At 69.2% G+C, this 25,266-nt stretch carries 18 protein-coding genes; 10 read left to right on the top strand and 8 right to left on the bottom strand.

The window, feature by feature from the left end; genetic code table 11:
* Nucleotides 1-34 precede the first annotated feature (34 nt).
* On the top strand, nt 35-1,207 hold the full coding sequence (gene mtnK, locus ACZ48Z_RS01935) for an S-methyl-5-thioribose kinase (RefSeq protein WP_468733821.1): 1,173 nt from the start codon (nt 35-37) through the stop codon (nt 1,205-1,207).
* Here the strand turns inward: mtnK and ACZ48Z_RS01930 are convergent.
* From ACZ48Z_RS01930 to ACZ48Z_RS01910, 5 genes are all read right to left on the bottom strand, one after another.
* Nucleotides 1,196-1,765: an SMI1/KNR4 family protein gene (locus ACZ48Z_RS01930; RefSeq protein WP_468733820.1), complete on the bottom strand. Its 570-nt coding sequence runs from the start codon at nt 1,763-1,765 to the stop codon at nt 1,196-1,198. The two genes, mtnK and ACZ48Z_RS01930, sit on opposite strands and share 12 nt — an antisense overlap.
* A 115-nt stretch (nt 1,766-1,880) precedes the next feature.
* Nucleotides 1,881-3,497 (bottom strand): glycerol-3-phosphate dehydrogenase/oxidase, encoded by a 1,617-nt coding sequence (locus ACZ48Z_RS01925; RefSeq protein ID WP_468733819.1) that lies wholly within the window; start codon nt 3,495-3,497, stop codon nt 1,881-1,883.
* 55 nt (nt 3,498-3,552) lie between these two features.
* Nucleotides 3,553-5,091 carry a glycerol kinase GlpK gene (glpK, locus tag ACZ48Z_RS01920; protein ID WP_468733818.1) on the bottom strand — a complete coding sequence of 513 codons (1,539 nt, stop codon included), beginning with the start codon at nt 5,089-5,091 and terminating at the stop codon, nt 3,553-3,555.
* Between the two features lie 61 nt (nt 5,092-5,152).
* Entirely contained in the window at nt 5,153-5,953 is an 801-nt protein-coding gene (locus ACZ48Z_RS01915) for an MIP/aquaporin family protein (protein WP_468733817.1), read from the bottom strand.
* Between the two features lie 378 nt (nt 5,954-6,331).
* Complete coding sequence (locus tag ACZ48Z_RS01910; RefSeq protein ID WP_468733816.1) at nt 6,332-7,096, bottom strand: IclR family transcriptional regulator; 765 nt, start codon at nt 7,094-7,096, stop codon at nt 6,332-6,334.
* A 285-nt stretch (nt 7,097-7,381) separates the two neighbouring features.
* Between ACZ48Z_RS01910 and metH the strand changes: the two genes are divergently transcribed.
* The 4 genes from metH to ACZ48Z_RS01890 all read left to right on the top strand — a co-directional run bounded on the left by metH (nt 7,382) and on the right by ACZ48Z_RS01890 (nt 15,421).
* Nucleotides 7,382-10,897, top strand: coding sequence for a methionine synthase (metH, locus tag ACZ48Z_RS01905; RefSeq protein ID WP_468733815.1), 3,516 nt, complete (start codon nt 7,382-7,384; stop codon nt 10,895-10,897).
* Nucleotides 10,898-11,019: 122 nt separating this feature from the next.
* A complete protein-coding gene (locus tag ACZ48Z_RS01900; protein ID WP_468733814.1) occupies nt 11,020-11,718 on the top strand; it encodes an HAD family hydrolase in 699 nt (232 codons plus the stop codon).
* 434 nt (nt 11,719-12,152) lie between these two features.
* Nucleotides 12,153-13,757, top strand: a complete 1,605-nt coding sequence (locus tag ACZ48Z_RS01895; protein WP_468733813.1) for an ABC transporter substrate-binding protein — start codon at nt 12,153-12,155, stop codon at nt 13,755-13,757.
* Nucleotides 13,758-13,840: 83 nt separating this feature from the next.
* Entirely contained in the window at nt 13,841-15,421 is a 1,581-nt protein-coding gene (locus ACZ48Z_RS01890) for an ABC transporter substrate-binding protein (RefSeq protein ID WP_468733812.1), read from the top strand.
* A 95-nt stretch (nt 15,422-15,516) separates the two neighbouring features.
* On the opposite strand, the gene ACZ48Z_RS01885 is transcribed toward ACZ48Z_RS01890, so the two are convergent.
* Complete coding sequence (locus tag ACZ48Z_RS01885) at nt 15,517-16,188, bottom strand: response regulator (protein ID WP_093774523.1); 672 nt, start codon at nt 16,186-16,188, stop codon at nt 15,517-15,519.
* A gap of 14 nt (nt 16,189-16,202) precedes the next feature.
* The gene (locus tag ACZ48Z_RS01880) at nt 16,203-17,261 is read right to left on the bottom strand and encodes a RecB family exonuclease (RefSeq protein WP_468733811.1); all 1,059 of its coding nucleotides are present in this window, start codon (nt 17,259-17,261) and stop codon (nt 16,203-16,205) included.
* A gap of 173 nt (nt 17,262-17,434) precedes the next feature.
* On the opposite strand from ACZ48Z_RS01880, the gene ACZ48Z_RS01875 reads away from it, so the two are divergent.
* The 3 genes from ACZ48Z_RS01875 to ACZ48Z_RS01865 all read left to right on the top strand — a co-directional run bounded on the left by ACZ48Z_RS01875 (nt 17,435) and on the right by ACZ48Z_RS01865 (nt 21,024).
* Entirely contained in the window at nt 17,435-19,249 is a 1,815-nt protein-coding gene (locus ACZ48Z_RS01875; RefSeq protein ID WP_468733810.1) for a site-2 protease family protein, read from the top strand.
* Between the two features lie 38 nt (nt 19,250-19,287).
* On the top strand, nt 19,288-20,190 hold the full coding sequence (locus tag ACZ48Z_RS01870) for a tRNA (adenine-N1)-methyltransferase (RefSeq protein WP_328745811.1): 903 nt from the start codon (nt 19,288-19,290) through the stop codon (nt 20,188-20,190).
* Nucleotides 20,191-20,445: 255 nt separating this feature from the next.
* A complete protein-coding gene (locus ACZ48Z_RS01865) occupies nt 20,446-21,024 on the top strand; it encodes a hypothetical protein (protein WP_468733809.1) in 579 nt (192 codons plus the stop codon).
* A 57-nt stretch (nt 21,025-21,081) separates the two neighbouring features.
* On the opposite strand, the gene ACZ48Z_RS01860 is transcribed toward ACZ48Z_RS01865, so the two are convergent.
* Nucleotides 21,082-21,387 (bottom strand): ferredoxin, encoded by a 306-nt coding sequence (locus ACZ48Z_RS01860; RefSeq protein ID WP_468733808.1) that lies wholly within the window; start codon nt 21,385-21,387, stop codon nt 21,082-21,084.
* A 243-nt stretch (nt 21,388-21,630) separates the two neighbouring features.
* On the opposite strand from ACZ48Z_RS01860, the gene arc reads away from it, so the two are divergent.
* Nucleotides 21,631-23,397 (top strand): proteasome ATPase, encoded by a 1,767-nt coding sequence (arc, locus tag ACZ48Z_RS01855; protein ID WP_468733807.1) that lies wholly within the window; start codon nt 21,631-21,633, stop codon nt 23,395-23,397.
* Between the two features lie 245 nt (nt 23,398-23,642).
* Nucleotides 23,643-25,154 (top strand): depupylase/deamidase Dop, encoded by a 1,512-nt coding sequence (gene dop / locus ACZ48Z_RS01850; protein ID WP_468733806.1) that lies wholly within the window; start codon nt 23,643-23,645, stop codon nt 25,152-25,154.
* Nucleotides 25,155-25,266 lie beyond the last annotated feature (112 nt).

Genomic DNA, 25,266 nt, shown 5'->3' with positions numbered 1-25,266 from the left:
AGAGCGCCGTACGCCACAAGGGAGTTACCAGACCATGGGTTACCGCATCCTGGAGCCGGAGGACATCCCGGCGTACCTGCGCGAGCGCGGCCACTGGGACGGCGCCGCCGATCCGGAGGTCCGCGAGGTCTCCGACGGCAACATGAACCGGGTCTTCCTCGCCTCGGCGGCCGACGGCACCCGCAGCCTCGCGCTGAAGCAGGCCCTGCCCTGGGTGCGCGTGGCGGGTCCGTCCTGGCCGATGAACCCGGACCGCGCCGACGCCGAGGCCCGCGCCTACGAGCAGATCGCGAAGGTCGCCCCCGACGAGATCCCGGCGATCCACGGCTACGACCCCGAGAACTACGCGACCGTCATGGAGGACATGTCGGACCTGGAGGTCCTGCGCACCCTCCTCAACGAGGGCGCGTCGTACGGCCCCGGCACCTCGGCCCGGGTCGGCGAACTGGTCGCCCGGCTCTCCTTCGCCACCAGCGACTTCGGCATGCCGTCGGCCGAACGCAAGGCCCTGATCGCGGCCTCGGTCAGCCCCGAGCTCTGCAAGATCACCGAGGACGTGGTGCTGTCCGAGCCGTACATCGAGCACGAGCACAACCACTGGCACGAGGGCGTCGACGACCTGGCGAAGGCTTTCCGCGCGGACGCGGGGCTCCGCACGGAGGTGGCCGACCTCAGGCACCTGTTCATGACCAGCGCCCAGGCACTCCTCCACGGCGACCTGCACACCGGCAGCATCATGGTCGGCACCCGCGAAGGCGCCCCGGTGGTCCGGGTCTTCGACCCCGAGTTCTCCTTCGTCGGCCCGATCGGCTTCGACCTCGGCCTGTACTGGGCCAACGCGCTGGTCTCGGAGGAACGGGCCCGCGCCCTGGGCTCCTTGAGCGACCATGCCGACCAACTGGCCCTGTCCTGGGCGGCGTTCGAGACGGAGTTCCGCCGCCTGTGGCCGGCCCGCGTGGACACCTTCTTCGACGACGCCTATCTGGACCGCTTCCTGCGCCGCGTCTGGACCGAGTCCCTCGGCTACGCGGGCACCGAGATCATCCGCCGCATCATCGGGTTCGCCCACCTGACCGACCTCACGACCCTCCCGGACCCGGTCCCCGCCTCCCGCCGTGCCCTGCTCCTCGGGCGCGAACTCATCCTGCGGCGTGCGGAGTTGTCCTCCCCGGACGCTGTACGCGAGGTCGTGGCCTCACTGGGCTGACTCGGCGTCGAACCACTCCCTGCCGGCGGCCCAGTGCCGCACCCAGCCGGTGAAGCCGGGCTCGGAGGTCGTGTGCCCGAACTCCGAGCCGAAGGGCATCGCGCCCACATCGGTGATGTGCCAGATGTGTCCCCGGTGGGGGCCCGTGACGACGAGATGCCAGTTCATCGCGCACCCGTCCGTGCCGAGCACGATCGAACCGTGCCTGAACACCTGGTCGATGACGGCGTCGGGGTCCTCGTACAGGCCCTCGCCCGCCTCCCAGAGCCAGCCCTCGGTCAGCGGGAACGGCTTGCGCAGGTCCCGCTCCGCTCCGTCGTCCCCCCAGTCCCCGGGCAACTCGGCCAACCCCACGAGCCCGTATTCCGGCGGCCCCTGGAACGACCCGTCGGAGATCTCCGCGACGAACGTCCGATACGGCTCCGGCAGCACCACGCCCTGCTCCGCCTCGAAGGTCCGCACCGTCTCCCACCCGAGCGCCGACGCGCCCCCGTCGTCCACGCCGAAGGCCTCCCGCAGCACGGCGAGTTCCTCGACAGTGGCCTGATCGTTGTCCATGCGTGCCATGAAAGCACCCGGCACTGACAACAGGGCATGCGAAGGGGGCGGCTCCGTCAGTCGAGGAGCCGCCCCCTTCACCTACCGGCCCCCATAGGGGGAGGGGCCGGGGTCTCTACTTCTTGTCGAGCAGGTCCTGGACCTTCGCCCGGACGTCGTCCGTGGCCAGGCCGCGGATCGTCAGGGTCGTACGGCGGCGCAGCACGTCGTCCTGCGTCTGGGCCCACTCGTTGTCCCGGGCGTACACGACCTGCGCCCAGATCTCGGGCGCGTCCGGGTGCACGCGCTCGCCCAGCTCGGGGTTCTCGTTGGCCAGCCGCGCGATGTCGAAGGCCAGCGAACCGTAGTGCGTGGCGAGGTGCCTCGCCGTGTCGGCTCCCATACGGGGGCCGGGCGCCGGGTTGTCCACCAGCAGGCGGTGCGCGACCGCGCGCGGGTTGGCGACACCGGGCAGCGGCAGCTTCTTCGGCAGGGAGGAGATCGGCTCGAAGTCGTCGCCCAGCGGGTGGCCCGGCAGCGCCTCCAGCTTCTGCATGACCGTACGGCCGATGTGCCGGAAGGTCGTCCACTTGCCGCCCGCGACGGACAGCATGCCGCCCCTGCCCTCGGTGACCACCGTCTCGCGCTTGGCCTTCGCGGTGTCACCGGGACCGCCCGGCAGCACCCGCAGACCGGCGAACGAGTACGTGATCAGGTCACGGGACAGCTGCTGGTCGCGGATCGAGAACGCGGCCTCGTCGAGTATCTGGGCCGTGTCCTTCTCGGTGACCGAGACATCCGCGGGGTCGCCCTCGAACTGCTCGTCCGTGGTGCCGAGGAGGAGCATGTCCTCCCAGGGCAGCGCGAAGGTGATCCGGTACTTGTCGATCGGGGTCGCGAGCGCGGCCCTCCACGGCGAGGTCCGCTTCAGGACCAGGTGCGCGCCCTTGGAGAGGCGGATCGACGGCGCCGCGTCCGGGTTCTCCATCTTGCGCAGGTGGTCGACCCACGGGCCGGTCGCGTTGAGCACGAGCCGGGCGTTCACTCCGAACTCGTCGCCGGACTGCCGGTCGCGCAGGTCGGCGCCCGTCACCCGGCCCCTGGTGAACCGGAGGCCGGTCACCTCGGCGTGGTTCAGGACGACCGCGCCCGCCTCGACGGCCGCGCGGACCGTCATCAGCGCCATGCGGGCGTCGTTCATCTGGTCGTCGCCGTACACGGCCACGGCCTTGAGGTTGTCGGTGCGCAGCTCGGGCACGTCCTGCGCCGCCTTGGCGGGGGACAGCAGGTGCCCGACGCCGTCGCCGAACGCGGAGAGCGCGGAGTAGGCGAAGACGCCCGCCCCGAGCTTCGCGGCGCCGTGCGGCCCGCCCTTGTACACGGGGAGGTAGAACGTGAGCGGGTTCGCCAGGTGGGGAGCCACCTGGCGGGAGACCGCACGGCGTTCGAAGTGGTTCTCCGCCACCAGCTTCACCGCGCCGGTCTGCAGATAGCGCAGACCGCCGTGGAGCAGCTTGGAGGAGGCGGAGGAGGTGGCGCCGGCGAAGTCGCCGGCGTCGACCAGTGCCACCCTGAGGCCGGACTGCGCGGCGTGCCAGGCGGTGGAGATGCCCAGGATGCCGCCGCCGATCACGAGAAGGTCGTACGACGCCTTGGAGAGCTGCTCCCGGGTCTCGGCGCGGCTCGGGTTGGAGCCGGAGGCCGGGCGCGTACCGAGGGCAGGCACGGACTGCAGGGTGGACTGACTGGTCATGTGGGGTTCTTACTCCTCGTCAGAACTACGAGATGAGCCTGTGTGCGCTCGCTCGTCAGTTCTCGTCCTCGAGCCAGCCCATGGTCCGCTCGACGGCCTTGAGCCAGCTCTTGTACTCACGGTCGCGCTTCTCCGCGTCCATGTTGGGGGTCCACTCGGCGGCCCGGCGCCAGTTGGCGCGCAGGTCGTCGGTGCTGGTCCAGAAGCCGACGGCGAGGCCGGCGGCGTAGGCGGCGCCGAGGCAGGTGGTCTCGGCGACCATCGGGCGCACCACGGGGGCGTCCAGGAAGTCCGAGAGGGTCTGCATCAGCAGGTTGTTGGAGGTCATGCCGCCGTCGACCTTGAGGGCCGCGAGCTCGACACCGGAGTCCTTCGTCATGGCGTCGCTGATCTCACGGGTCTGCCAGGCGGTGGCCTCCAGAACGGCGCGCGCGATGTGCGCCTTGGTGACGTACCGGGTGAGACCGGCGATCACACCGCGGGCGTCCGGGCGCCAGTAGGGGGCGAACAGGCCGGAGAAGGCCGGCACGAAGTACGCGCCGCCGTTGTCCTCGACCGAGAGGGCGAGGGTCTCGATCTCGGCGGCGGTGGAGATCAGGCCCATCTGGTCGCGCATCCACTGCACCAGCGAACCGGTGACCGCGATCGAGCCCTCGAGGGCGTAGACCGGCTTCTCGTCGCCGATGCGGTAGCCGACGGTGGTCAGCAGCCCGGAGTACGAGTTGATGATCTTGTCCCCGGTGTTCATCAGCATGAACGTGCCGGTGCCGTACGTCGACTTGGCCTCGCCCTCGGCGAAACAGGTCTGGCCGAACAGGGCCGCCTGCTGGTCACCGAGCGCGGAGGCGACCGGGATGCCGCCGAGCAGGTCGCCGAGCTTGCCGCCGGTGACCTCGCCGTAGACCTCGGCGGAGGAGCGGATCTCCGGGAGCATGTTCATCGGGACGCCGATGGACTCGGCGATCTTCTCGTCCCACTCCAGGGTGTGGAGGTTCATCAGCATGGTGCGGGAGGCGTTGGTGACGTCGGTGTAGTGCTTGCCGCCGTTGACACCGCCGGTCAGGTTCCAGATGACCCAGCTGTCCATGGTGCCGAAGAGGATGTCCCCGGCCTCGGCGCGCTCGCGCAGCCCCTCGACGTTGTCGAGCAGCCAGCGGGCCTTGGGGCCGGCGAAGTACGAGGCCAGCGGCAGGCCGGTCTGGCGGCGGAAGCGGTCCTGGCCGACGTTGCGGCCGAGCTCCCGGCACAGGGCGTCGGTGCGGGTGTCCTGCCAGACGATGGCGTTGTGGACGGGCTCACCGGTGTTCTTGTCCCAGAGGAGAGTGGTCTCGCGCTGGTTGGTGATGCCGATGGCCTTGATGTCGTCGCGGGTGATGCCGGCCTTCTGGACGGCTCCGGCGACGACTTCCTCGACGTTGGTCCAGATCTCGGTGGCGTTGTGCTCGACCCAGCCCGGCTTCGGGAAGATCTGCTCGTGCTCCTTCTGGTCGACGGAGACGATGCGTCCGTCGCGGTCGAAGACGATGCAGCGGCTGGAGGTGGTGCCCTGGTCGATCGCGGCGATGAACGGGCCGGCGGTGTGGGCGTCGGTCACTGTGTGCTCCTGGGTTCCGTGAGTGAGGGACGGTCTACGACTGCTGTTCGACTGCTTGGGTCTAAGCGAACGCGATGTTGTAGATGCCTGCAGCGATCGCGCCGCCGATCAGCGGACCGACGATCGGGACCCAGGCGTAGCTCCAGTCGGAGCCGCCCTTGTTGGGCAGGGGCAGGAGTGCGTGCACGATGCGCGGACCGAGGTCACGGGCCGGGTTGATCGCGTAACCGGTCGGGCCACCGAGGGAAAGACCGATGGAGACGACGACGAGTGCGGTGATGAGGGCGCCCAGGGTGCCCAGGCCCTTGCCGTCACCGTTGAGGCCCTGGGTGAGGACGGCGAGCACCAGCACGATGGTGCCGATGACCTCGGTGGCGACGTTCTGCCAGGCGACGCGGACCTCGGGGCCGGTGGAGAAGATGCCCAGGACCGGGCCCGCGCCCTTCTCCTGCGCCTCGATGGCCTTGGTCGCGGTGGCCTGCGCACCCGGAGCGCCGACGATCTCCTTGTCGGTCAGGTGCGCGTGGAACTGGCCGTAGTAGGCGACCCAGACGAGGGCCGCACCGATCATGGCGCCGAGCAGTTGGCCGCCCCAGTAGACCGGGACGTCGCTCCAGGCGATGCCGTTCTTCTTCAGCGCGAGCGCGAGCGTCACGGCCGGGTTGAGGTGGGCGCCGGAGAGCGGCGCCGAGGTGTACACGGCCGTCAGCACGGCGAAACCCCACCCGAAGGTGATGGCGAGCCAGCCGGCGTTGCGGGCCTTGGAGGCCTTCAGCGTGACGGCGGCGCACACGCCACCGCCGAGCAGGATGAGTATGGCGGTACCGATGGTCTCGCCGATGAAGATGTCGGAGCTGGACACCCGCGACTCCTTTGTCCTTCGTCCAGGGGACCGAACCCCGGGTCCCTCCGGTGGTTCGAGCTGCTCTCGGGGGTGAGAGCGATGCCGGCCCTTGGCGTTGTCACACTCTAGCGCGTATTGCCGGTAGGTGTTCGACAATGCCGACCGATGGACGGGAGTCTTGCTCCGGCGTTACGTGCACGTCAAGAGCTGTGTTGTCGAAACCACGATCGTTATTGATTGTCATGCGCTATCGATCTTGAGTTCGATACGCACGGCTTCCGTGCGGGCACTGTGCGTGCGGATCTGTGGGTTTGCCTTGTTTGTCAGAGTACGGACGAGGGCCGGCACGTCAACGGACGTACCGGCCCTCTTGCGCTCTTCCGGAACAGGCCCAGGTCAGAACCGCCCGGCGCCCAGGTCCCGCGACACCGCGCGGGCGCAGTCCCGCACCGCCGCGATCAGCTCGGGGCGCACCTCGCCGTCCCGGCACAGCCGCTCCACCGCGCCGGTGATGCCGACCGCGCCCACGGGCATGCGCCGCCGGTCGTGGATGGGGGCGGCGATGGAGGCGACGCCCTCCCAGGTCTCCTCGACGTCGGCCGCGTAGCCCCGCGCGCGGGTCAGGTCGAGGACCTGCTCGAAGGCCTCCGGTTCGCACACCGTGCGGTCCGTGAACGGCTTGCGCTCGGCCTCCAGGACCTCGCTGTGCGCGACCGGGTCGTAGGCCGACAGCACCTTGCCCAGGGCCGTGGAGTGCAGCGGCTGCATCGCCCCGATCTCCAGCACCTGCCGGCTGTCGTCGGGCCGGAAGACGTGGTGCACGATCAGCACGCCCTGCTGGTGCAGGACGCCCAGGTGCACGCTCTCGCCGCTGGAGCGGGCCAGGTCGTCGGTCCACACCAGCGCACGCGCGCGCAGCTCGTGCACATCCAGGTAGGTGGTGCCCAGGCGCAGCAGCTCGGCGCCCAGCTGGTAGCGCCCCGACGCCTCGTCCTGCTCCACGAACCCCTCGTGCTGAAGGGTGCGCAGGATGCCGTGCGCGGTGCCCTTGGCGAGGTCCAGGGACGAGGCGATGTCCGACAGGCCGAGCCTCCGCTCGCCGCCCGCGAGGAGCCGCAGCATCGCGGCCGCCCGTTCGAGCGACTGGATGTTCCGTGCCATCGCCGTTCTGCCTCCGTCCCCTTCGACAGCCGAGTGTTACGGCGTCGTTGCCACCGTTCGGCAATGCCGAACACTACCGGTCGATGCCGACCTCCCGCTAATGGTCGGTCGCCATCTGTTGCGTCACTGGTATCCAGCCGGTGGCCCACCCGCCATCCCCGTCCGTCCCGTGGACGTGCCGACCATACGGTGGCGGGCCCGGCTACCCTGGCGTGGTGCGCCCAGCGCGGGACGTCTCGCGGGCGCCGTGAAGCCGACAGCCGTCGCAACTGAGGGAGCCCTTTCATGGCCTCGTCGCCACTGACCCCTTCCGCCGACAGCCGGACCCGTGTGTCCGCGCTCCGTCAGGCGCTCGCCACCAGAGTGGTGGTCGCCGACGGAGCGATGGGCACCATGCTGCAGGCCCAGGATCCGACGCTGGAGGACTTCGAGAATCTCGAAGGCTGCAACGAGATCCTCAACGTGACCCGCCCCGACATCGTCCGTTCCGTCCACGACGCGTACTTCGCGGTGGGCGTCGACTGCGTCGAGACCAACACCTTCGGTTCCAACCACACGGCCGCGTCGGAGTACGACATCGCCGACCGGGTGCACGAGCTCTCCGAGGCGGGCGCCCGGATCGCCCGCGAGGCGGCAGACGAGCACACCGCCCGCGACGGCCGCCAGCGCTGGGTCCTCGGCTCGGTCGGCCCCGGCACCAAGCTGCCCACCCTCGGCCACATCGACTACGCCACGATCCGCGACGGCTACCAGGCCAACGTCGAGGGCCTGCTCGCGGGCGGCGCGGACGCCCTGATCGTCGAGACCACGCAGGACCTGCTCCAGACGAAGGCCTCCGTCCTCGGCGCCCGGCGCGCGCTGGAGGCGACCGGCACCGACGTGCCGCTGGTGGTCTCGATGGCGTTCGAGACGACCGGCACGATGCTGCTGGGCTCGGAGATCGGTGCCGCGCTGACCGCGCTGGAGCCGCTGGGCATCGACATGATCGGCCTGAACTGCTCGACCGGCCCCGCCGAGATGAGCGAGCACCTGCGCTATCTTGCCCGCCACTCCCGCATCCCGCTGCTGTGCATGCCCAACGCGGGCCTGCCGATCCTCACCAAGGACGGCGCGCACTTCCCGCTCGACCCCGAGGGCCTGGCCGACGCGCAGGAGAACTTCGTCCGCGACTACGGCCTGTCCCTGATCGGCGGCTGCTGCGGCACCACCCCCGAGCACCTGCGCCAGGTCGTCGACCGCGTCCGCGGTGTCACGCCCTCCGAGCGGGACCCGCGTCCCGAGCCGGGTGCCGCCTCCCTCTACCAGACGGTCCCCTTCCGCCAGGACACCTCCTACCTGGCGATCGGTGAGCGGACGAACGCGAACGGCTCCAAGAAGTTCCGTGAGGCGATGCTGGAGGCGCGCTGGGACGACTGTGTGGAGATGGCCCGCGACCAGATCCGCGAGGGCGCCCACATGCTGGACCTCTGCGTGGACTACGTCGGCCGTGACGGTGTCGCCGACATGAAGGAGCTGGCCGGCCGCTTCGCCACCGCCTCCACCCTGCCGATCGTGCTCGACTCCACCGAGGTCCCCGTCATCCAGGCCGGGTTGGAGAAGCTCGGCGGCCGCGCGGTGATCAACTCGGTCAACTACGAGGACGGCGACGGCCCCGAGTCCCGTTTCGCGAAGGTCACCAAGCTGGCGCAGGAGCACGGCGCCGCGCTGATCGCCCTCACGATCGACGAGGAGGGCCAGGCCCGCACCCCCGAGCACAAGGTCGCCATCGCCGAGCGGCTGATCGAGGACCTGACCGGCAACTGGGGCATCCACGAGTCGGACATCCTCATCGACACCCTGACCTTCACGATCTGTACCGGTCAGGAGGAGTCCCGCAAGGACGGCGTCGCCACCATCGAGGCGATCCGCGAGCTCAAGCGCCGCCACCCGGACGTGCAGACCACCCTGGGCCTGTCCAACATCTCCTTCGGCCTGAACCCGGCCGCCCGCATCCTGCTCAACTCCGTGTTCCTGGACGAGTGCGTGAAGGCGGGCCTGGACTCGGCGATCGTGCACGCGTCGAAGATCCTGCCGATCGCCCGGTTCAGCGAGGAGGAGGTCCAGACCGCCCTCGACCTGATCCACGACCGGCGCGCCGAGGGCTACGACCCCCTCCAGAAGCTCATGCAGCTCTTCGAGGGCGCCACCACCAAGTCCCTGAAGGCGGGCCGCGCCGAGGAACTGGCCGCGCTGCCGCTGGAGGAGCGCCTCAAGCGCCGCATCATCGACGGTGAGAAGAACGGCCTGGAGGCCGACCTCGACGAGGCCCTGCAGAGCCGCCCGGCCCTGGACATCGTCAACGAGATCCTCCTGGACGGCATGAAGGTGGTCGGTGAGCTGTTCGGCTCCGGCCAGATGCAGCTGCCGTTCGTGCTGCAGTCGGCCGAGGTGATGAAGACCGCGGTGGCCCACCTCGAACCGCACATGGAGAAGTCCGACGCCGAGGGCAAGGGCACCATCGTCCTGGCGACCGTGCGCGGCGACGTCCACGACATCGGCAAGAACCTCGTCGACATCATCCTGTCCAACAACGGCTACAACGTGGTCAACCTCGGCATCAAGCAGCCGGTCTCCGCGATCCTGGAGGCGGCGGAGGAGCACCGCGCCGACGTGATCGGCATGTCCGGCCTCCTGGTCAAGTCGACGGTGATCATGAAGGAGAACCTGGAGGAGCTCAACCAGCGCGGCATGGCCACCGACTTCCCGGTCATCCTGGGCGGAGCGGCCCTGACCCGGGCCTACGTCGAACAGGACCTGCACGAGATCTACGAGGGCGAGGTCCGCTACGCCCGCGACGCCTTCGAGGGCCTGCGTCTCATGGACGCCCTCATCGGCGTCAAGCGCGGCGTGCCCGGCGCCAAGCTGCCCGAGCTCAAGCAGCGCCGGGTGCGCGCGAGCGCCGTACCCGTCGAGGAGGAGCGGCCCGAAGAGGGGCACGTCCGCTCCGACGTCGCCACCGACAACCCGGTCCCCACACCGCCCTTCCGGGGTACCCGCGTCATCAAGGGCATCCAGCTCAAGGAGTACGCCTCCTGGCTCGACGAGGGCGCCCTGTTCAAGGGCCAGTGGGGACTCAAGCAGGCCCGCACCGGCGAGGGACCGACGTACGAGGAGCTCGTCGACACCGAGGGACGGCCGCGCCTGCGCGGACTGCTCGACCAGCTGCAGACCGAGAACCTCCTCGAAGCCGCCGTCGTCTACGGCTACTTCCCCTGCGTGTCCAAGGACGACGACCTGATCATCCTGGACGAGCAGGGCAACGAACGCACCCGCTTCACCTTCCCGCGCCAGCGCCGCGGCCGCCGGCTCTGCCTCGCCGACTTCTTCCGCCCCGAGGAGTCCGGGGAGACCGACGTCGTCGGCTTCCAGGTCGTCACCGTCGGCTCCCGGATCGGCGAGCAGACCGCCAAGCTGTTCGAGGCGAACGCCTACCGCGACTACCTCGAACTGCACGGACTGTCCGTCCAGTTGGCCGAGGCACTCGCCGAGTACTGGCACGCGCGCGTGCGGTCCGAGCTCGGCTTCGCGGGCGAGGACCCCAGCGAGATCGAGGACATGTTCTCCCTGAAGTACCGCGGTGCCCGCTTCTCCCTCGGCTACGGCGCCTGCCCCAACCTGGAGGACCGCGCCAAGATCGCCGACCTGCTCCAGCCCGAGCGGATCGGCGTCCACCTCTCGGAGGAGTTCCAGCTCCACCCCGAGCAGTCCACCGACGCGATCGTCATCCACCACCCGGAGGCGAAGTACTTCAACGCCCGGTGACACGCTCCTGAGTCATGACTCACCGAGCACACTGATCGGATAAGTCGTACACTGGTCGGTCCACTGGAGGCCGGTTCCCCGTGCGGGGGACCGGCCTGCTCGTCCCTCAAGGAGGTACGTGGATGACCAGCACGGTCCCCGCGCCCGTAACCCGAACGGCAGACGGCTCGGCACTTCAGGCCGTCCTCCTCGACATGGACGGCACCCTGGTGGACACCGAGGGCTTCTGGTGGGACGTCGAGGTCGACGTCTTCGCCCGCCTCGGCCACACCCTCGACGACTCCTGGCGCCATGTCGTGGTCGGCGGCCCCATGACCCGCAGCGCCGGCTTCCTGATCGAGGCCACCGGCGCAGACATCACCCTCGCCGAACTCAGCGTCCTGCTCAACGACGGCTTCGAGGACCGCATCGGCCGCGAACTGCCCCTGATGCCGGGCGCGCTCCGACTGCTGACCGAACTGTCCGCGCACCGGATCCCCACGGCCCTGGTCTCCGCCTCGCACCGGCGCATCATCGACCGGGTCCTCGCGTCCCTCGGCCCCCAGCACTTCGCCCTCACGGTCGCCGGAGACGAGGTGTCCCGCACCAAGCCGTACCCCGACCCGTATCTGTTCGCCGCCGCCGGACTCGGTGCGGATCCGGTCAGATGCGCGGTCGTCGAGGACACCGCCACCGGTGTCGCCGCCGCCGAGGCCGCCGGCTGCCAGGTCGTGGCCGTCCCCTCGGTGGCTCCCATCGCCCCGGCCCCCGGACGCACCGTCGTCAGCTCCCTCGAAGAGATCGACCTGACATTCCTGCGCGGCCTCATGACCCTTCGATGACGGAAATGCCTCGGGTGTTCACCCAGCGTGCAACGCGGATAGCGCGGTAATTCCCAAGATCCCCGGCACGGTAATTCCAAGCGCGCCGGATGGTCGAATTCCGGTAGCCTCCCGCCTCGTTACGGTTGTGACGTTCCCCACGCGGGCGGGCCTCGACAGGCGGGCGAGGCTGTGCCGGACGCCCCGATTCCGGGCTTCTGGACGCGCCCATGTGTCCCGATTCATGGAAACCTGCACTAATCATTCCCCTGGTCGGTATTCGGTGCGTCCACACCCGGTTCCACTGTGTGATGGGGGCCCAACTCCGGTGGCCGCGAACCCTCCTGCCGGTCCGGACTAATCTCCTGGTGAGAACATCGCCCTCATCCCGTGATCCGCCGCACCACCCATGCATGCCGGGTACACGGACTCGACAGCTGTGGAGAAACTCGCGCATGAACCGCAAGACTTTGGTGCTGCCGGCCGTCATCGGTCTGCTCGCGCCGGTGCTCGCCGCCTGCGGCGGGACCGACAGCGGCAGCGGCGGGAGCGACGCGATCGGCGTCGGCACCACGGACCGGTTCACCGCCACGAAGGACGCGCCCGCGCCGCTCGACCCGGCCTACGCCTACGACGTCGGCACCTGGAACGTCCTGCGCCAGACCGTGCAGACCCTGATGATCCAGCCGAAGGGCGAGGGCGACCCGGTGCCCGAGGCCGCCCAGTCCTGCGGCTTCAGCGACAGCGGCAACGAACGCTACGTCTGCACCCTGCGCGACGGCCTCAAGTTCGCCAACGGCGACTCCATCACCGCGGCGGACGTGAAGTACTCCATCGACCGTGCCCTCGCCCTCAAGGCGGACTCCGGCGTCTTCGCCCTGCTGTCCACCATCGACACCGTCGAGACCAAGGGCGAGCGCCAGGTCATCTTCCACCTCAAGACCGCCGACGCCACCTTCCCGTACAAGCTGTCGACCCCGGTCGCCGGCATCGTCAACCCCGACGACTACGCGAAGAACAAGCTCCGCGACGGCTTCGACATCGACGGCTCCGGCCCCTACACGATGAAGGCCGACGTCAAGAACGACGAGCTCGTCAGCGCCGTGTTCACCAAGAACCCCAACTACAAGGGGTCGTTGAAGGTGAACAACGACGAGGTCGAACTGCGCTCCTTCACGAGCGCCGCCGCGATGGGCACCGCCCTCACGAAGGGCGACATCGACCTCATCACCCGCACCATGTCGCCCGCGCAGATCCAGAAGCTCTCCAACGAGTCCGGCGGCGACGTCGACCTTGTGGAAATGGCCGGCCTGGAGATCCGCTACCTGGCCTTCAACACCGACGCCCCGTCCGTGAAGGCCCGCGCCGTACGCCAGGCGATGGCCCAGCTGATCAACCGCGGCGAACTCGTCTCCAAGGTCTACGGCACCCAGGCCCAGCCGCTCTTCTCGCTGGTACCGGCCACCATCACCGGTCACGTCAACGCGTTCTTCAACAAGTACGGCGACCCGAGCGCCACCAAGGCCAAGTCCCTGCTGACCGAGGCCGGTATCACCACCCCGGTGAAGCTGACCCTGCACTACACGACCGACCACTACGGCCCGGCCACCAAGGAGGAGTTCGAGGACCTCCAGAAGCAGCTCAACGGCAGCGGGCTCTTCGAGGTCAGCATCAAGGGCGCCCCCTGGTCGGCCTTCCGCCCGGCGGAGCAGAAGGGCGAGTACGACGTCTACGGCATGGGCTGGTTCCCGGACTTCCCCGACGCCGACAACTACATCGCGCCGTTCCTCGACAAGGACAACTTCCTCGGCTCGCCCTACGACAACACCAAGATCCGCAACAGCCTGATCCCGGACTCCCGCCGCGAGGCCGACCGCATCGCCGCGTCCGGAAGCCTGACCGAGATCCAGGACATCGTCGCCAACGACGTCCCCGTGCTGCCGCTGTGGCAGGGCAACCAGTACGTCGCCGCCCGCGACGACGTCACGGGCACCGCCTACGCGCTCAACTCCTCGTCGACGCTGCAGCTGTGGGAACTCGGCAAAGGCGTGAGCGGCTGACCCGGCCGACGCCTTTCCCCACCCGGGGCCTTCACGGACGGGCCCCGGGATTCCACAAGAATCGACGACAAGGGCACTCGCACGTGAACAAGCGCATACAGTGGCCGGTCCTGCCGATCGTCGCGGGGCTGGCCACCGGCCTGCTGACCGGCTGCGGCACGGACTCCGGTGACTCCGGTTCCGGCGGCTCCTCGGTGGTCGTGGGGATGTCCGACGACGTCCTCGCCACCGACCCGGCCTCCGGCTACGACCCAGGCTCCTGGCTGTTGTTCAACAACGTCTTCCAGTCGCTGCTCAGCTTCCCCAAGGGCAACACGGAACCGGAGCCCGACGCCGCCCAGAGCTGCAGGTTCACGGACACCAAGACCCAGGTGTACACGTGCACGCTCAAGCCCGGCCTCAAGTTCAGCAACGGCGACTCGCTCACCTCGCAGGACGTCAAGTTCTCCTTCGACCGCACCCTGAAGATCAACGACGACGCCGGTCCCGCGATCATGTTCCCGATGCTCGACAAGGTCGAGACCCCGGACGAGAAGACCGTCGTCTTCACGCTGAACACCCCGGACGCCACCTTCCCGAGCAAGATCGCCTCCGGTGCGGGTTCCATCGTCGACCACACGCAGTACGACGCCGACGGACTGCGCAAGGACGGCGAGGCCGTCGGCTCCGGCCCCTACCGGCTCGACTCGTTCGGCGACGACGAGGCCGTGTTCTCCGTCAACGAGAACTACAAGGGCACCGCCGAGCCCCAGAACTCCGGCGTGACGCTGAAGTTCTTCCACGGGGACCAGGCCGCCCTGAAGACCGCCCTCACCGACAAGAAGGTCGACATCGCCTACCGCGGCCTCACCGCGGGCGACATCACCGACATCGAGAACGCCTCGCCCGACTCCGGCGTCGAGGTCGTCGAGGGCACCAGCGCCGAGGTCCAGCACCTCGTCTTCAACATGGACGACCCCGTCACCGGACAGCTCGGCGTCCGCAAGGCGATCGCCTACCTGCTCGACCGCGAAGCCCTCATCGACGAGGTCTACCAGGGCACCGCGACCGCGCTCTACTCGATCATCCCGGCCGGTATCGCCGGCCACAACACGGCCTTCTTCGACACCTACGGCGCCCAGCCCTCCAGGTCCCTGGCCGCCGCCGCCCTGGCCGACGACGGCATCACCGGCAAGGTGAAACTGACCCTGTGGTCGACCCCGTCCCGCTACGGCCCGGCCACCGACCAGGAACTCAAGACGATCGCCCAGCAGCTCAACGCCAGCGGCCTGTTCGCCGCCGACGTGAAGTCCGTGCCCTTCGACCAGTACGAGAAGGACATCGCCGCCGGCAAGTACGGCGTCTACGTGAAGGGCTGGGTGCCCGACTACCCGGACGCCGACAACTTCACGGCGCCCTTCTTCGGCAAGGGCAACGTGCTCGACAACAACTACAGCAACAACAAGATCACCGGCACGCTCATCCCGCAGACCGCGGCGCAGCCGGACCGCGCGGCCACCGACGACCCCTTCGCCACACTCCAGGACATCGTCGCCAGGGACGTCCCCGTCCTGCCCGTCTGGCAGGCCAAGCAGTACGCCGTCGTCCGCGACGACGTCTACGGCCTGGAGTACTGCCTCGACGCCTCCACAGTGTTCCGCTTCTGGGAACTCAGCAAGGGCTGATCCGACGGCCGACCCGGTCCGCCGGCCGCACACACGAAGAGGGCGCCCCCTGTCAGGAAGGGGACGCCCTCTTCGCTCACCACCGCTGCTGCCGGCTACTGCGCCCCGGGACGCACCAGACCGCTCTCGTACGCGTACACCGCGGCCTGCACCCGGTCCCGCAGCCCCAGCTTGGTCAGGACGTGACCGACATGCGTCTTCACGGTGGTCTCACTGACGAACAGATCCGCGGCGATCTCCGCGTTGGACAGCCCGCGCGCCACCAGCTTCAGCACCTCGACCTCCCGGTCGGTGAGCGTGTGCAGCGTGTCCGGCACCGGCTCGTCACCCGACGGCAGATGCGTGGCGTACTTGTCGAGCAGCCGGCGCGTGATGCTCGGCGCGAGCATCGCCTCACCCGCGGCCACCACCCGGATCGCCTGCACGAGCTCGTTGGCCGGGGCGTCCTTCAACAGGAACCCGCTGGCCCCCGCCCGCAGCGCCTCCACCACGTACTCGTCCAGGTCGAAGGTGGTCAGCACCAGCACTTTCGCCGGGCCGTCCCGCCCCGGCCCGGTGATCTGCCGGGTCGCCTCCACACCGTCCATCCGCGGCATACGGATGTCCATCAGGACCACGTCGGGCTGCAACGCCCGGACCTGGTCGATGGCCTGAAGGCCGTCTCCGGCCTCGCCCACGACCGCGATGTCCTGCTCGGCCTCCAGAATCATCCGGAAGCCGGTACGCAGCAGCGGCTGGTCGTCGACGAGTAGGACGCGGATGGCCACGTAAGTCTCCTTCGCTAGTCCGGCCCCATTCTGCCCTGCGCCGCGCCCGCCGACTCGGCCGCCCTCACCGGCAGCAGCCGTGTCTCAGGGGACGCGCCCTCCGGACCCTCCGCCGGAACCGGACCGGCCTCCCTCACCGGCAGCGGATACGGCGGGGGAGTACCGCCGAACTCCGGGCAGTGCGCCTGGTGGTCGCACCAGCCGCACAACTTGGTGGGACGCGGCCGCCACTCGCCCGTCTCCGTGGCCTGCCGGATCGCCTCCCACAGGGCCAGCAACTTGCGCTCGACGCGCTCCAGATCGGCGAGGACCGGGTCGTACGTCAGGACGTCACCGCTGCCTAGATACACGAGCTGAAGCCGGCGAGGGATCACGTTCTTCAGCCGCCACACCACCAGGGCGTAGAACTTCATCTGGAACAACGCACCCTCGGCGTACTCGGGCCGGGGCGCCTTGCCCGTCTTGTAGTCGACGATCCGCACCTCGCCGGTCGGCGCCACGTCGACCCGGTCGATGATCCCGCGCAGCCTCAGCCCCGAGTCCAGCTCCGTCTCGACGAACAACTCCCGCTCGGCGGGCTCCAGCCGCGTCGGGTCCTCCAGCGTGAACCACCGCTCGACCAGCCGCTCCGCCTCACCGAGCCAGCGCGTCAGCCGCTCGCCGTCCGGATCGTCGGCGAACAGCTCGACCACCTCCGGCCGGCTCTCCCTGAGCCGGTCCCACTGGCCCGGGACGAGCGACTTGGCCTTCGGCGCGGTCCGCTCGGTGGCCGGCGCGTCGAAAAGCCGCTCCAGCACCGAGTGCACCAGGGTCCCCCGGGTCGCCGCCTCGCTCGGCTTCTCCGGCAGCCGGTCGATCACCCGGAACCGGTACAGCAGCGGGCACTGCATGAAGTCACTGGCCCGCGAGGGGGAGAGGGACGCAGGCGCTATGGCGGACCGGGACACCTCACCGGCGCCCTCCACCACTGCCTCTGCCGCCGCCTCCGCCGCCGGTTCGACCACGACCGGCTCCGTCGCCGCCCCCGGGTCGCCGCTCGCGGCCTCCGCCGTGCCCTCGGTGCTCGTCTCCATGACCACAGACCATACGGCCCGCCACTGACAGTGACCCAGTCGCGGCCGTCACCGCCGCGACCCCGGGGAAACGCGGGGGTGCCGGGGCGGAACGCGTTGCGACCGCCGCATACCATCGACCCGAGACCCTTCCGCACGGCAGGCGCGGAAGACGCTTCGAACGAGGGGACATCGTGGACGAGAGCGGCGGGAGCGGGCAGCCGCAGTCCGGCACGGACAGGTCGGCCAAGCCCCACGCAGGGCCCACGGCCCAGACCACCGACCCCCACGACAACAGGACGGCGACCGCCACGAACGCCGACCACACGCCCCGACCCGACGCCGGCCACGGAACCGACGGCCCCGCCGCACCTCCCGCCGACCAGCCTTCCCCGGCCCCCGGGAGCGGCACCGCACGCGAACCGGCCGCCGACGACAACGCCCCCCAGGCCCCGGCAACCGCCGACCGCGCCGCATCGCCGCCCGAGCCGGAAGAGACTCCGCGGGCCGAAGAGCCCACCGCGGCCGACACAGCGCCCGACGCGGTCCGGCCCCCGGCCGCCACGCAGACACCGGAAGCGACCGCCGACACCCCCGCAGCCGCCGATGCACCCGCATCCGACAGCGACACCGGCACGCCCCCGGCCAAGCTCGCCCCCGAGGCCGCCGAGGCCCCCGACGACAGCACCCGCACCGGCGAGCACCCGGGCGCAGAGCAGGACCCCGGCCGCCCCCTCGGCGATCCCCGGCAACCCCCCGTCGAGCTCCGGAAACCCGAGGAGCACGGCACTGCCGACGACCACCGCACCCTCGCCCACTCCGGTGCCACCCCCAAGAACCGCCCGCCCCAGCAGCCGCAGCCCCGCGGCGGACTGCTGATGGGCCGTCCCTTCGGCGTGCCCGTCTACGTCGCCCCCAGCTGGTTCCTCGTCGCCGCGCTCATCACCTGGGTGTTCGGCGGCCAGCTGGACCGCGTGCTGCCCGAGCTCGGCGCCGCCCGCTACCTCGTCTCCCTCTTCTTCGCGGTCGCCTTCTACGCCTCCGTCCTCGTCCACGAACTGGCCCACACCGTCGCGGCCCTCCGCTTCAAACTCCCCGTCCGCCGCATCCAGCTGCAGTTCTTCGGCGGCGTCTCCGAGATCGAGAAGGAAGCCGAGACCCCCGGCCGGGAGTTCGTCCTGGCCTTCGTCGGCCCGCTGCTCTCCCTCGTCCTCGCCGGCCTCTTCTACGTCGCCCTCCAGCCCGTCGAACCCGGCACGGTCCCCGCCGTCCTGCTCGGCGGCCTGATGATCTCCAACCTCATCGTGGCCGCCTTCAACCTCCTGCCCGGCCTCCCGCTCGACGGCGGCCGCATGCTCCGCGCCGTCGTCTGGAAGATCACCGGCCGACCCATGACCGGCACCGTCGCCGCCGCCTGGGTCGGCCGCGCGCTCGCCGTCTCCGTCCTCATCGGCCTCCCGCTGCTCACCCAGTCCGGAGCGCTCGGCTCCACCGCCGAGGACAACGTCGGCATGGACACCGTGATGGACGCCCTGCTCGCCGCGATCCTCGCCGCGATCATCTGGACCGGCGCCGGCAACAGCCTCCGCATGGCCCGCCTGCGCGAACACCTCCCCGACCTGCGCGCCCGCACCCTCACCCGCCGCGCGGTCCCCGTCGAGACCCACACACCCCTGTCCGAGGCCCTGCGCCGCGCCAACGCCGCCGGCGCCCGCGCCCTGGTCGTCGTCGACGCCGAAGGCACCCCGCTCTCCCTCGTCCGCGAGGCCGCCATCGTCGGCGTACCCGAACACCGCCGCCCCTGGGTCGCCGTCAGCGGCCTCGCCCAGGACCTCACCGACGGCATGCGCGTCTCTGCGGAGCTGGCCGGCGAGGACCTCCTGGACGCCCTGCGCGAGACCCCCGCGACCGAATACCTCGTCGTCGAGGAGAGCGGCGAGATCTACGGCGTGCTGTCCGCGGCCGACGTCGAGCGTGCCTTCGTGAAGGCCATGGCCAGGCCGTCCTAGTGGTCGGTGGCCCCCACAAACCCCGGTAGGCTGTTCACATGTCCGAACCGACCGGTGCCGCCCGCAGGCGCGGGCCCTTCAAGGTCGGGGACCAGGTTCAGCTGACCGACCCCAAGGGCCGTCACTACACGTTCACGCTCGAAGAGGGAAAGAACTTCCACACCCACAAGGGTTCCTTCCCGCACGACGAGCTGATCGGCGCACCCGAGGGCAGCGTTGTCCGCACCACCGGTAACGTCGCCTATCTCGCGCTGCGCCCCCTGCTCCCCGACTACGTCCTGTCCATGCCCCGCGGCGCCGCCGTGGTCTACCCCAAGGACGCGGGGCAGATCCTCGCCTTCGCCGACATCTTCCCCGGCGCCCGCGTCGTGGAGGCAGGCGTCGGCTCCGGCTCGCTCAGCAGCTTCCTGCTGCGCGCCATCGGCGACCAGGGCATGCTGCACAGCTACGAGCGCCGCGAGGACTTCGCCGAGATCGCCCAGCAGAACGTCGAGCGCTACTTCGGCGGCCCCCACCCCGCCTGGCAGCTCACCGTCGGCGACCTCCAGGACAACCTGTCCGACACCGACGTCGACCGCGTCGTCCTCGACATGCTCGCCCCCTGGGAGTGTCTGGAGGCCGTCTCCAAGGCGCTCGTCCCCGGCGGCATCCTGTGCTGCTACGTCGCCACCACCACCCAGCTCGCCCGGACCGTCGAGTCCATCCGTGAGATCGGCTCCTTCAACGAGCCCACCTCCTGGGAGTCGATGATCCGCAACTGGCACGTGGAGGGCCTGGCCGTCCGCCCGGACCACCGCATGATCGGCCACACCGGCTTCCTCCTCACCGCCCGCCGCCTCGCGGACGGCGTCGAGCCGCCCATGCGCCGCCGCCGCCCCTCCAAGGGCTCCTACGGCGAGGACTACACCGGCCCCAACGCCGACGGCGGCGGCGGTCGCTGACACCCCGCACTCCCCGACGGCGGCGGCGGTCGCTGACACCCCGCACACCCCGACAACGCACCGGCGCCGCTGCCGCGTTCCCGGAAACCCTCCGGAACACGGCAGCGGCGCCCTTGTGTTGACACCACGCCACAAACCGAACAAACCCGACGGGGAAGCCTGTAACCTCGGACCCCGCCGTTTTCCCCGCCCTGTGACGTGTGGCACCATGCTGGCCACCCCCCACCGGCACAGCCCTCACAGGAGACGCTCCTAGTGCAGCAATCCGCCGTCCCGGAACTGGCACACACGCACACCCGCCCGATCCACTGGGTCGCCACCGCCACCGCCGTGGCGGGAGTCGTGGCCTTCTCCTCGATCCTCCAGCCCAACCCGGCGACGGCAGCCCAGGCGGCCGGCCCCGAGGCCCGGACCGCCCCCGTGGTCACCACGGCACCCGATCCCACGGACGTCCACTTCCCCATCGACTGCGGCCCGGTCAAGGCGAAGGTGCAGAAGCGGATCTCCGGAGACCTCGACGGCGACGGACGGCCGGAAACCGTCGTAGTCGTGCACTGCGACGCCCCCATGGGCACCCCGCCCGACGGCGTCTACGTCATCACGCGCGCGAAGAGCACCGGCGAACCCCGCGTCGTCGCCACCCTGCTGAGCCCGAAGACCCGCAACACCGTCACCGACTTCACGCTGAGCGACGGAGCAGTCCTCGCGACCCTGCTCGGCTACTCCACGTCCGACGTACCGAGTTGCTGCCCGGACATGACGGACAAGGTCGAGTGGCAGTGGAAGGACGGCGCGTTCGTCCGCTCCACACCGGCGGGCACGCACACCGTCTGACCGAAGCGATCACATCTGTGGGAAACCGGACAACGGTCACACAGGGCGACTATCGGGTCACTCGGCGTCCGGACCGTAGATCTCCACCCTGTCCGAAACTCGACGTACGTGGATGCAGTCGCCCGGACACTCCTTCGCGGAGTCGACCACATCGGTGAGAAGGGGCAGCGGTACGGGCGTTGTGGCGCCCCTGTCCTGGAGAAGCTCGTCGTCCGAGCCCTTCACATAGGCCAGACCGTCGATGTCCAGCTCGAACACCTCTGGCGCGTACTGCACGCAGATGCCGTCGCCGGTACAGAGATCCTGGTCGATCCAGACCTCCAGCGCCTCGCCGCCGACCTCGGCCTCCTGCTGCACGCTCATCTCTCCTGCCGTTTAAGTGCCGAGCCGGCGGGAATCAGGCCAGCTCTGACGGGTGTTGAACACTTCGACCCTACCTCCGGCGGCTTCCCAATCATGTTCGGTGGGTATTCCCCTGGCGTGAGGGAGAGCGCAAGGGTGAAGATCGGACACACCTCGACAGTCTTTGTGATCTAGGGGTTTCAATCGACACCCACCCAGGTAGGGTCTGGAAGCGTCCAGCTCCCCTTGGAGGAGGTGAGGACCGTGGCAGCCCACGACGACGACATGAACCGCGGCATCCGCCCGGGACGAGGGTCCGACGACCCGGCCGGGCAGATTGCCTACCTTGAGCAGGAGATCGCCGTCCTGCGACGCAAGCTCGCCGACTCTCCGCGACACACGAGGATTCTCGAAGAGCGGATCGTCGAGCTACAGACAAACCTGGCCGGCGTGTCCGCCCAGAACGAGCGACTGGCCAACACACTCCGTGAGGCCCGCGACCAGATCGTGGCCCTCAAGGAGGAGGTCGACCGGCTCGCACAGCCACCAGCCGGCTTCGGCGTCTTCCTCGAAGCGAACGAGGACGGCACCGCCGACATCTTCACCGGTGGCCGCAAACTACGGGTGAACGTCAGCCCAAGCGTCGAGCTCGAAGAGCTCCGGCGTGGCCAGGAAGTGATGCTCAACGAAGCTCTCAACGTGGTCGAGGCCATGGAATACGAGAGCGTCGGCGACATCGTCACCCTCAAGGAGATCCTCGAGGACGGCGAGCGCGCCCTCGTACAGGGACACACCGACGAGGAACGAGTGGTCCGGCTCGCCGAACCACTCCTGGACGTCGTCATCCGACCCGGCGACGCCCTCCTGCTCGAACCCCGCTCCGGGTACGTCTACGAGGTCGTACCGAAGAGCGAGGTCGAGGAACTCGTCCTCGAAGAGGTCCCCGACATCGGCTACGAGCAGATCGGTGGCCTCGGCGGACAGATCGAGATGATCCGCGACGCGGTCGAGCTCCCCTACCTCTACCCCGACCTCTTCAAGGAGCACGAGCTGCGCCCGCCCAAGGGCGTCCTGCTCTACGGACCGCCCGGATGCGGCAAGACGCTCATCGCCAAGGCCGTCGCCAACTCGCTGGCCAAGAAGGTCGCCGAGGTCACCGGCCAAGCCACCGGCAAGAGCTTCTTCCTCAACATCAAGGGCCCCGAACTCCTCAACAAGTACGTCGGCGAGACCGAGCGGCAGATCCGCCTCGTCTTCCAGCGCGCCAGGGAGAAGGCCTCCGAGGGCACCCCCGTCATCGTCTTCTTCGACGAGATGGAATCCCTCTTCCGCACCCGCGGCTCCGGCGTCAGCTCCGACGTCGAGAACACCATCGTCCCGCAGCTCCTCGCCGAGATCGACGGCGTCGAAGGCCTGCAGAACGTGGTCGTCATCGGTGCCTCCAACCGCGAGGACATGATCGACCCCGCCATCCTGCGCCCCGGCCGACTCGACGTGAAGATCAAGATCGAGCGGCCGGACGCCGAAGCGGCCAAGGACATCTTCGCCAAATACCTCACCGAGCGCCTCCCGCTGCACTCCGACGACGTCGGCGAGCACGGCGGCAACAGGACCACCACCGTCCAGAGCATGATCCAGACGGCCGTGGAACACATGTACGCCGAATCCGAGGAAAACCGCTTCCTGGAAGTCACCTACGCCAACGGCGACAAGGAAGTCCTCTACTTCAAGGACTTCAACTCCGGCGCCATGATCGAGAACATCGTGGGCCGCGCCAAGAAGATGGCGATCAAGGACTTCCTCGACCAGAACCAGAAGGGCCTCCGCGTCTCCCACCTCCTCCAGGCCTGCGTGGACGAGTTCAAGGAGAACGAAGACCTGCCCAACACCACCAACCCGGACGACTGGGCCCGCATCTCCGGAAAGAAGGGCGAACGGATCGTCTACATCCGTACGCTCATCACCGGAAAGCAGGGCGCCGACACCGGACGCTCCATCGACACGGTGGCCAACACCGGTCAGTACCTGTAAAGACAGGGCGGCTGCGGGTGCCCTCACCGGGGTACCCGCAGCCGACTGTTTTTCAGGCAACTAACCGGAACAGAGGCGAGCAAGGCAATGACGCAAATGATCTCCCCACCAGCGCGGAGCCGTTCTAGGCTCTTGGGTACCGCCGAGTCGCGCAGTGCGGGGACGGGCACCGCACACGCACCGGAGCGCCAGCGGTACTTGAGCGCCGCCCCCGACCGAGGGCGCCGCCGGGCAAGGAGGGCCGCATGACCGTACGGCGAGTAATGGGCATCGAGACGGAGTACGGGATCTCCGTCCCCGGCCACCCCAACGCCAATGCCATGCTCACCTCGTCCCAGATCGTCAACGCCTACGCGGCGGCGATGCACAGGGCCCGACGGGCCCGCTGGGACTTCGAGGAGGAGAACCCCCTACGGGACGCACGGGGCTTCGACCTCGCCCGCGAAACCGCCGACTCCAGCCAGCTCACCGACGAGGACATCGGCCTCGCCAACGTCATCCTCACCAACGGCGCACGGCTCTACGTCGACCACGCACACCCCGAATACAGCGCCCCCGAGGTCACCAACCCGCGCGACGCCGTCCTCTGGGACAAGGCCGGCGAGCGCATCATGGCCGAGGCCGCCGAACGAGCCGCACAGCTCCCCGGCGCCCAGCCCATCCACCTCTACAAGAACAACACCGACAACAAGGGCGCCTCCTACGGCACGCACGAGAACTACCTGATGAAGCGGGAAACCCCCTTCTCGGACATCGTGCGCCACCTCACGCCCTTCTTCGTCTCCCGGCAGGTCTTCGCAGGGGCCGGCCGAGTCGGCATCGGCCAGGACGGCCACGAACACGGCTTCCAGCTCAGCCAGCGCGCCGACTACTTCGAGGTCGAGGTGGGCCTGGAGACCACCCTCAAGCGACCCATCATCAACACCCGCGACGAACCGCACGCCGACGCCGAGAAGTACCGCCGCCTCCACGTGATCATCGGCGACGCCAACCTCTCGGAGATCTCCACCTATCTGAAACTCGGCACCACAGCGCTCGTCCTGTCCATGATCGAGGACGGCTTCATCGCCGTCGACCTGGCCGTCGACCAGCCCGTCCGCACTCTCCACCAGGTCTCCCACGACCCGACTCTCCAGCGCCTGGTCACCCTCCGCAGCGGCCGCACACTCACCGCGGTCCAGCTCCAGATGGAGTACTACGAACTGGCCCGCAAGTACGTCGAAGAGCGGTTCGGTGCCGACGCGGACGACCAGACCAAGGACGTCCTCGCCCGCTGGGAGGACACCCTCAACCGCCTGGAGAACGACCCCATGAGCCTCGCCGGCGAACTCGACTGGGTCGCCAAGCGCGAACTCATGGAGGGGTACCGGCGCCGCGACGACCTCGACTGGGACGCCGCGAAACTCCACCTCCTCGACCTCCAGTACGCCGACGTACGGTCCGAGAAGGGCCTCTACAACCGTCTCGCGGCCCGCGGCCGCATGAAACGGCTCCTCGACGAACAGGACGTCGAGCGGGCCCGCACCAAGCCCCCCGAGGACACACGCGCGTACTTCCGCGGACGCTGCCTGGAGCAGTACGCCGACGACGTCGCCGCGGCGTCCTGGGACTCGGTGATCTTCGACCTCCCGGGCCGGGATTCGCTCCAGCGCGTCCCAACCCTGGAACCGCTTCGCGGAACGCGAAATCACGTCAAGGAGCTCCTTGACCGCTGTCGCACGGCAGAAGACCTGGTCAGGGTGCTGTCGGGCGGCTGAAAGGGTACTCGGGCCGGGCCGCCCCACAGGGTGGAAAACCTGGCCAGAGGGAATCATCGAGATGGCCCCCGTACGTTGTAGGAACTGCGGGGCCGATGTCAGACCCTGCTTG

Source organism: Streptomyces sp. NPDC031225 (genome assembly GCF_055570355.1).
Note: the sequence above shows the minus strand (reverse complement) of the source record. Positions and strands in the feature narration are given on the sequence as shown.

What these genes read in the sequence shown, in the direction of transcription:
- mtnK (WP_468733821.1), top strand. Translation starts at nt 35, where the DNA reads ATGGGTTACCGCATCCTGGAGCCGGAGGACATCCCGGCGTACCTGCGC.
- ACZ48Z_RS01930 (WP_468733820.1), bottom strand. Translation starts at nt 1,765, where the DNA reads ATGGACAACGATCAGGCCACTGTCGAGGAACTCGCCGTGCTGCGGGAG.
- ACZ48Z_RS01925 (WP_468733819.1), bottom strand. Translation starts at nt 3,497, where the DNA reads ATGACCAGTCAGTCCACCCTGCAGTCCGTGCCTGCCCTCGGTACGCGC.
- ACZ48Z_RS01910 (WP_468733816.1), bottom strand. Translation starts at nt 7,096, where the DNA reads ATGGCACGGAACATCCAGTCGCTCGAACGGGCGGCCGCGATGCTGCGG.
- metH (WP_468733815.1), top strand. Translation starts at nt 7,382, where the DNA reads ATGGCCTCGTCGCCACTGACCCCTTCCGCCGACAGCCGGACCCGTGTG.
- ACZ48Z_RS01900 (WP_468733814.1), top strand. Translation starts at nt 11,020, where the DNA reads ATGACCAGCACGGTCCCCGCGCCCGTAACCCGAACGGCAGACGGCTCG.
- ACZ48Z_RS01895 (WP_468733813.1), top strand. Translation starts at nt 12,153, where the DNA reads ATGAACCGCAAGACTTTGGTGCTGCCGGCCGTCATCGGTCTGCTCGCG.
- ACZ48Z_RS01880 (WP_468733811.1), bottom strand. Translation starts at nt 17,261, where the DNA reads ATGGAGACGAGCACCGAGGGCACGGCGGAGGCCGCGAGCGGCGACCCG.
- ACZ48Z_RS01870 (WP_328745811.1), top strand. Translation starts at nt 19,288, where the DNA reads ATGTCCGAACCGACCGGTGCCGCCCGCAGGCGCGGGCCCTTCAAGGTC.
- ACZ48Z_RS01860 (WP_468733808.1), bottom strand. Translation starts at nt 21,387, where the DNA reads ATGAGCGTGCAGCAGGAGGCCGAGGTCGGCGGCGAGGCGCTGGAGGTC.
- dop (WP_468733806.1), top strand. Translation starts at nt 23,643, where the DNA reads ATGACCGTACGGCGAGTAATGGGCATCGAGACGGAGTACGGGATCTCC.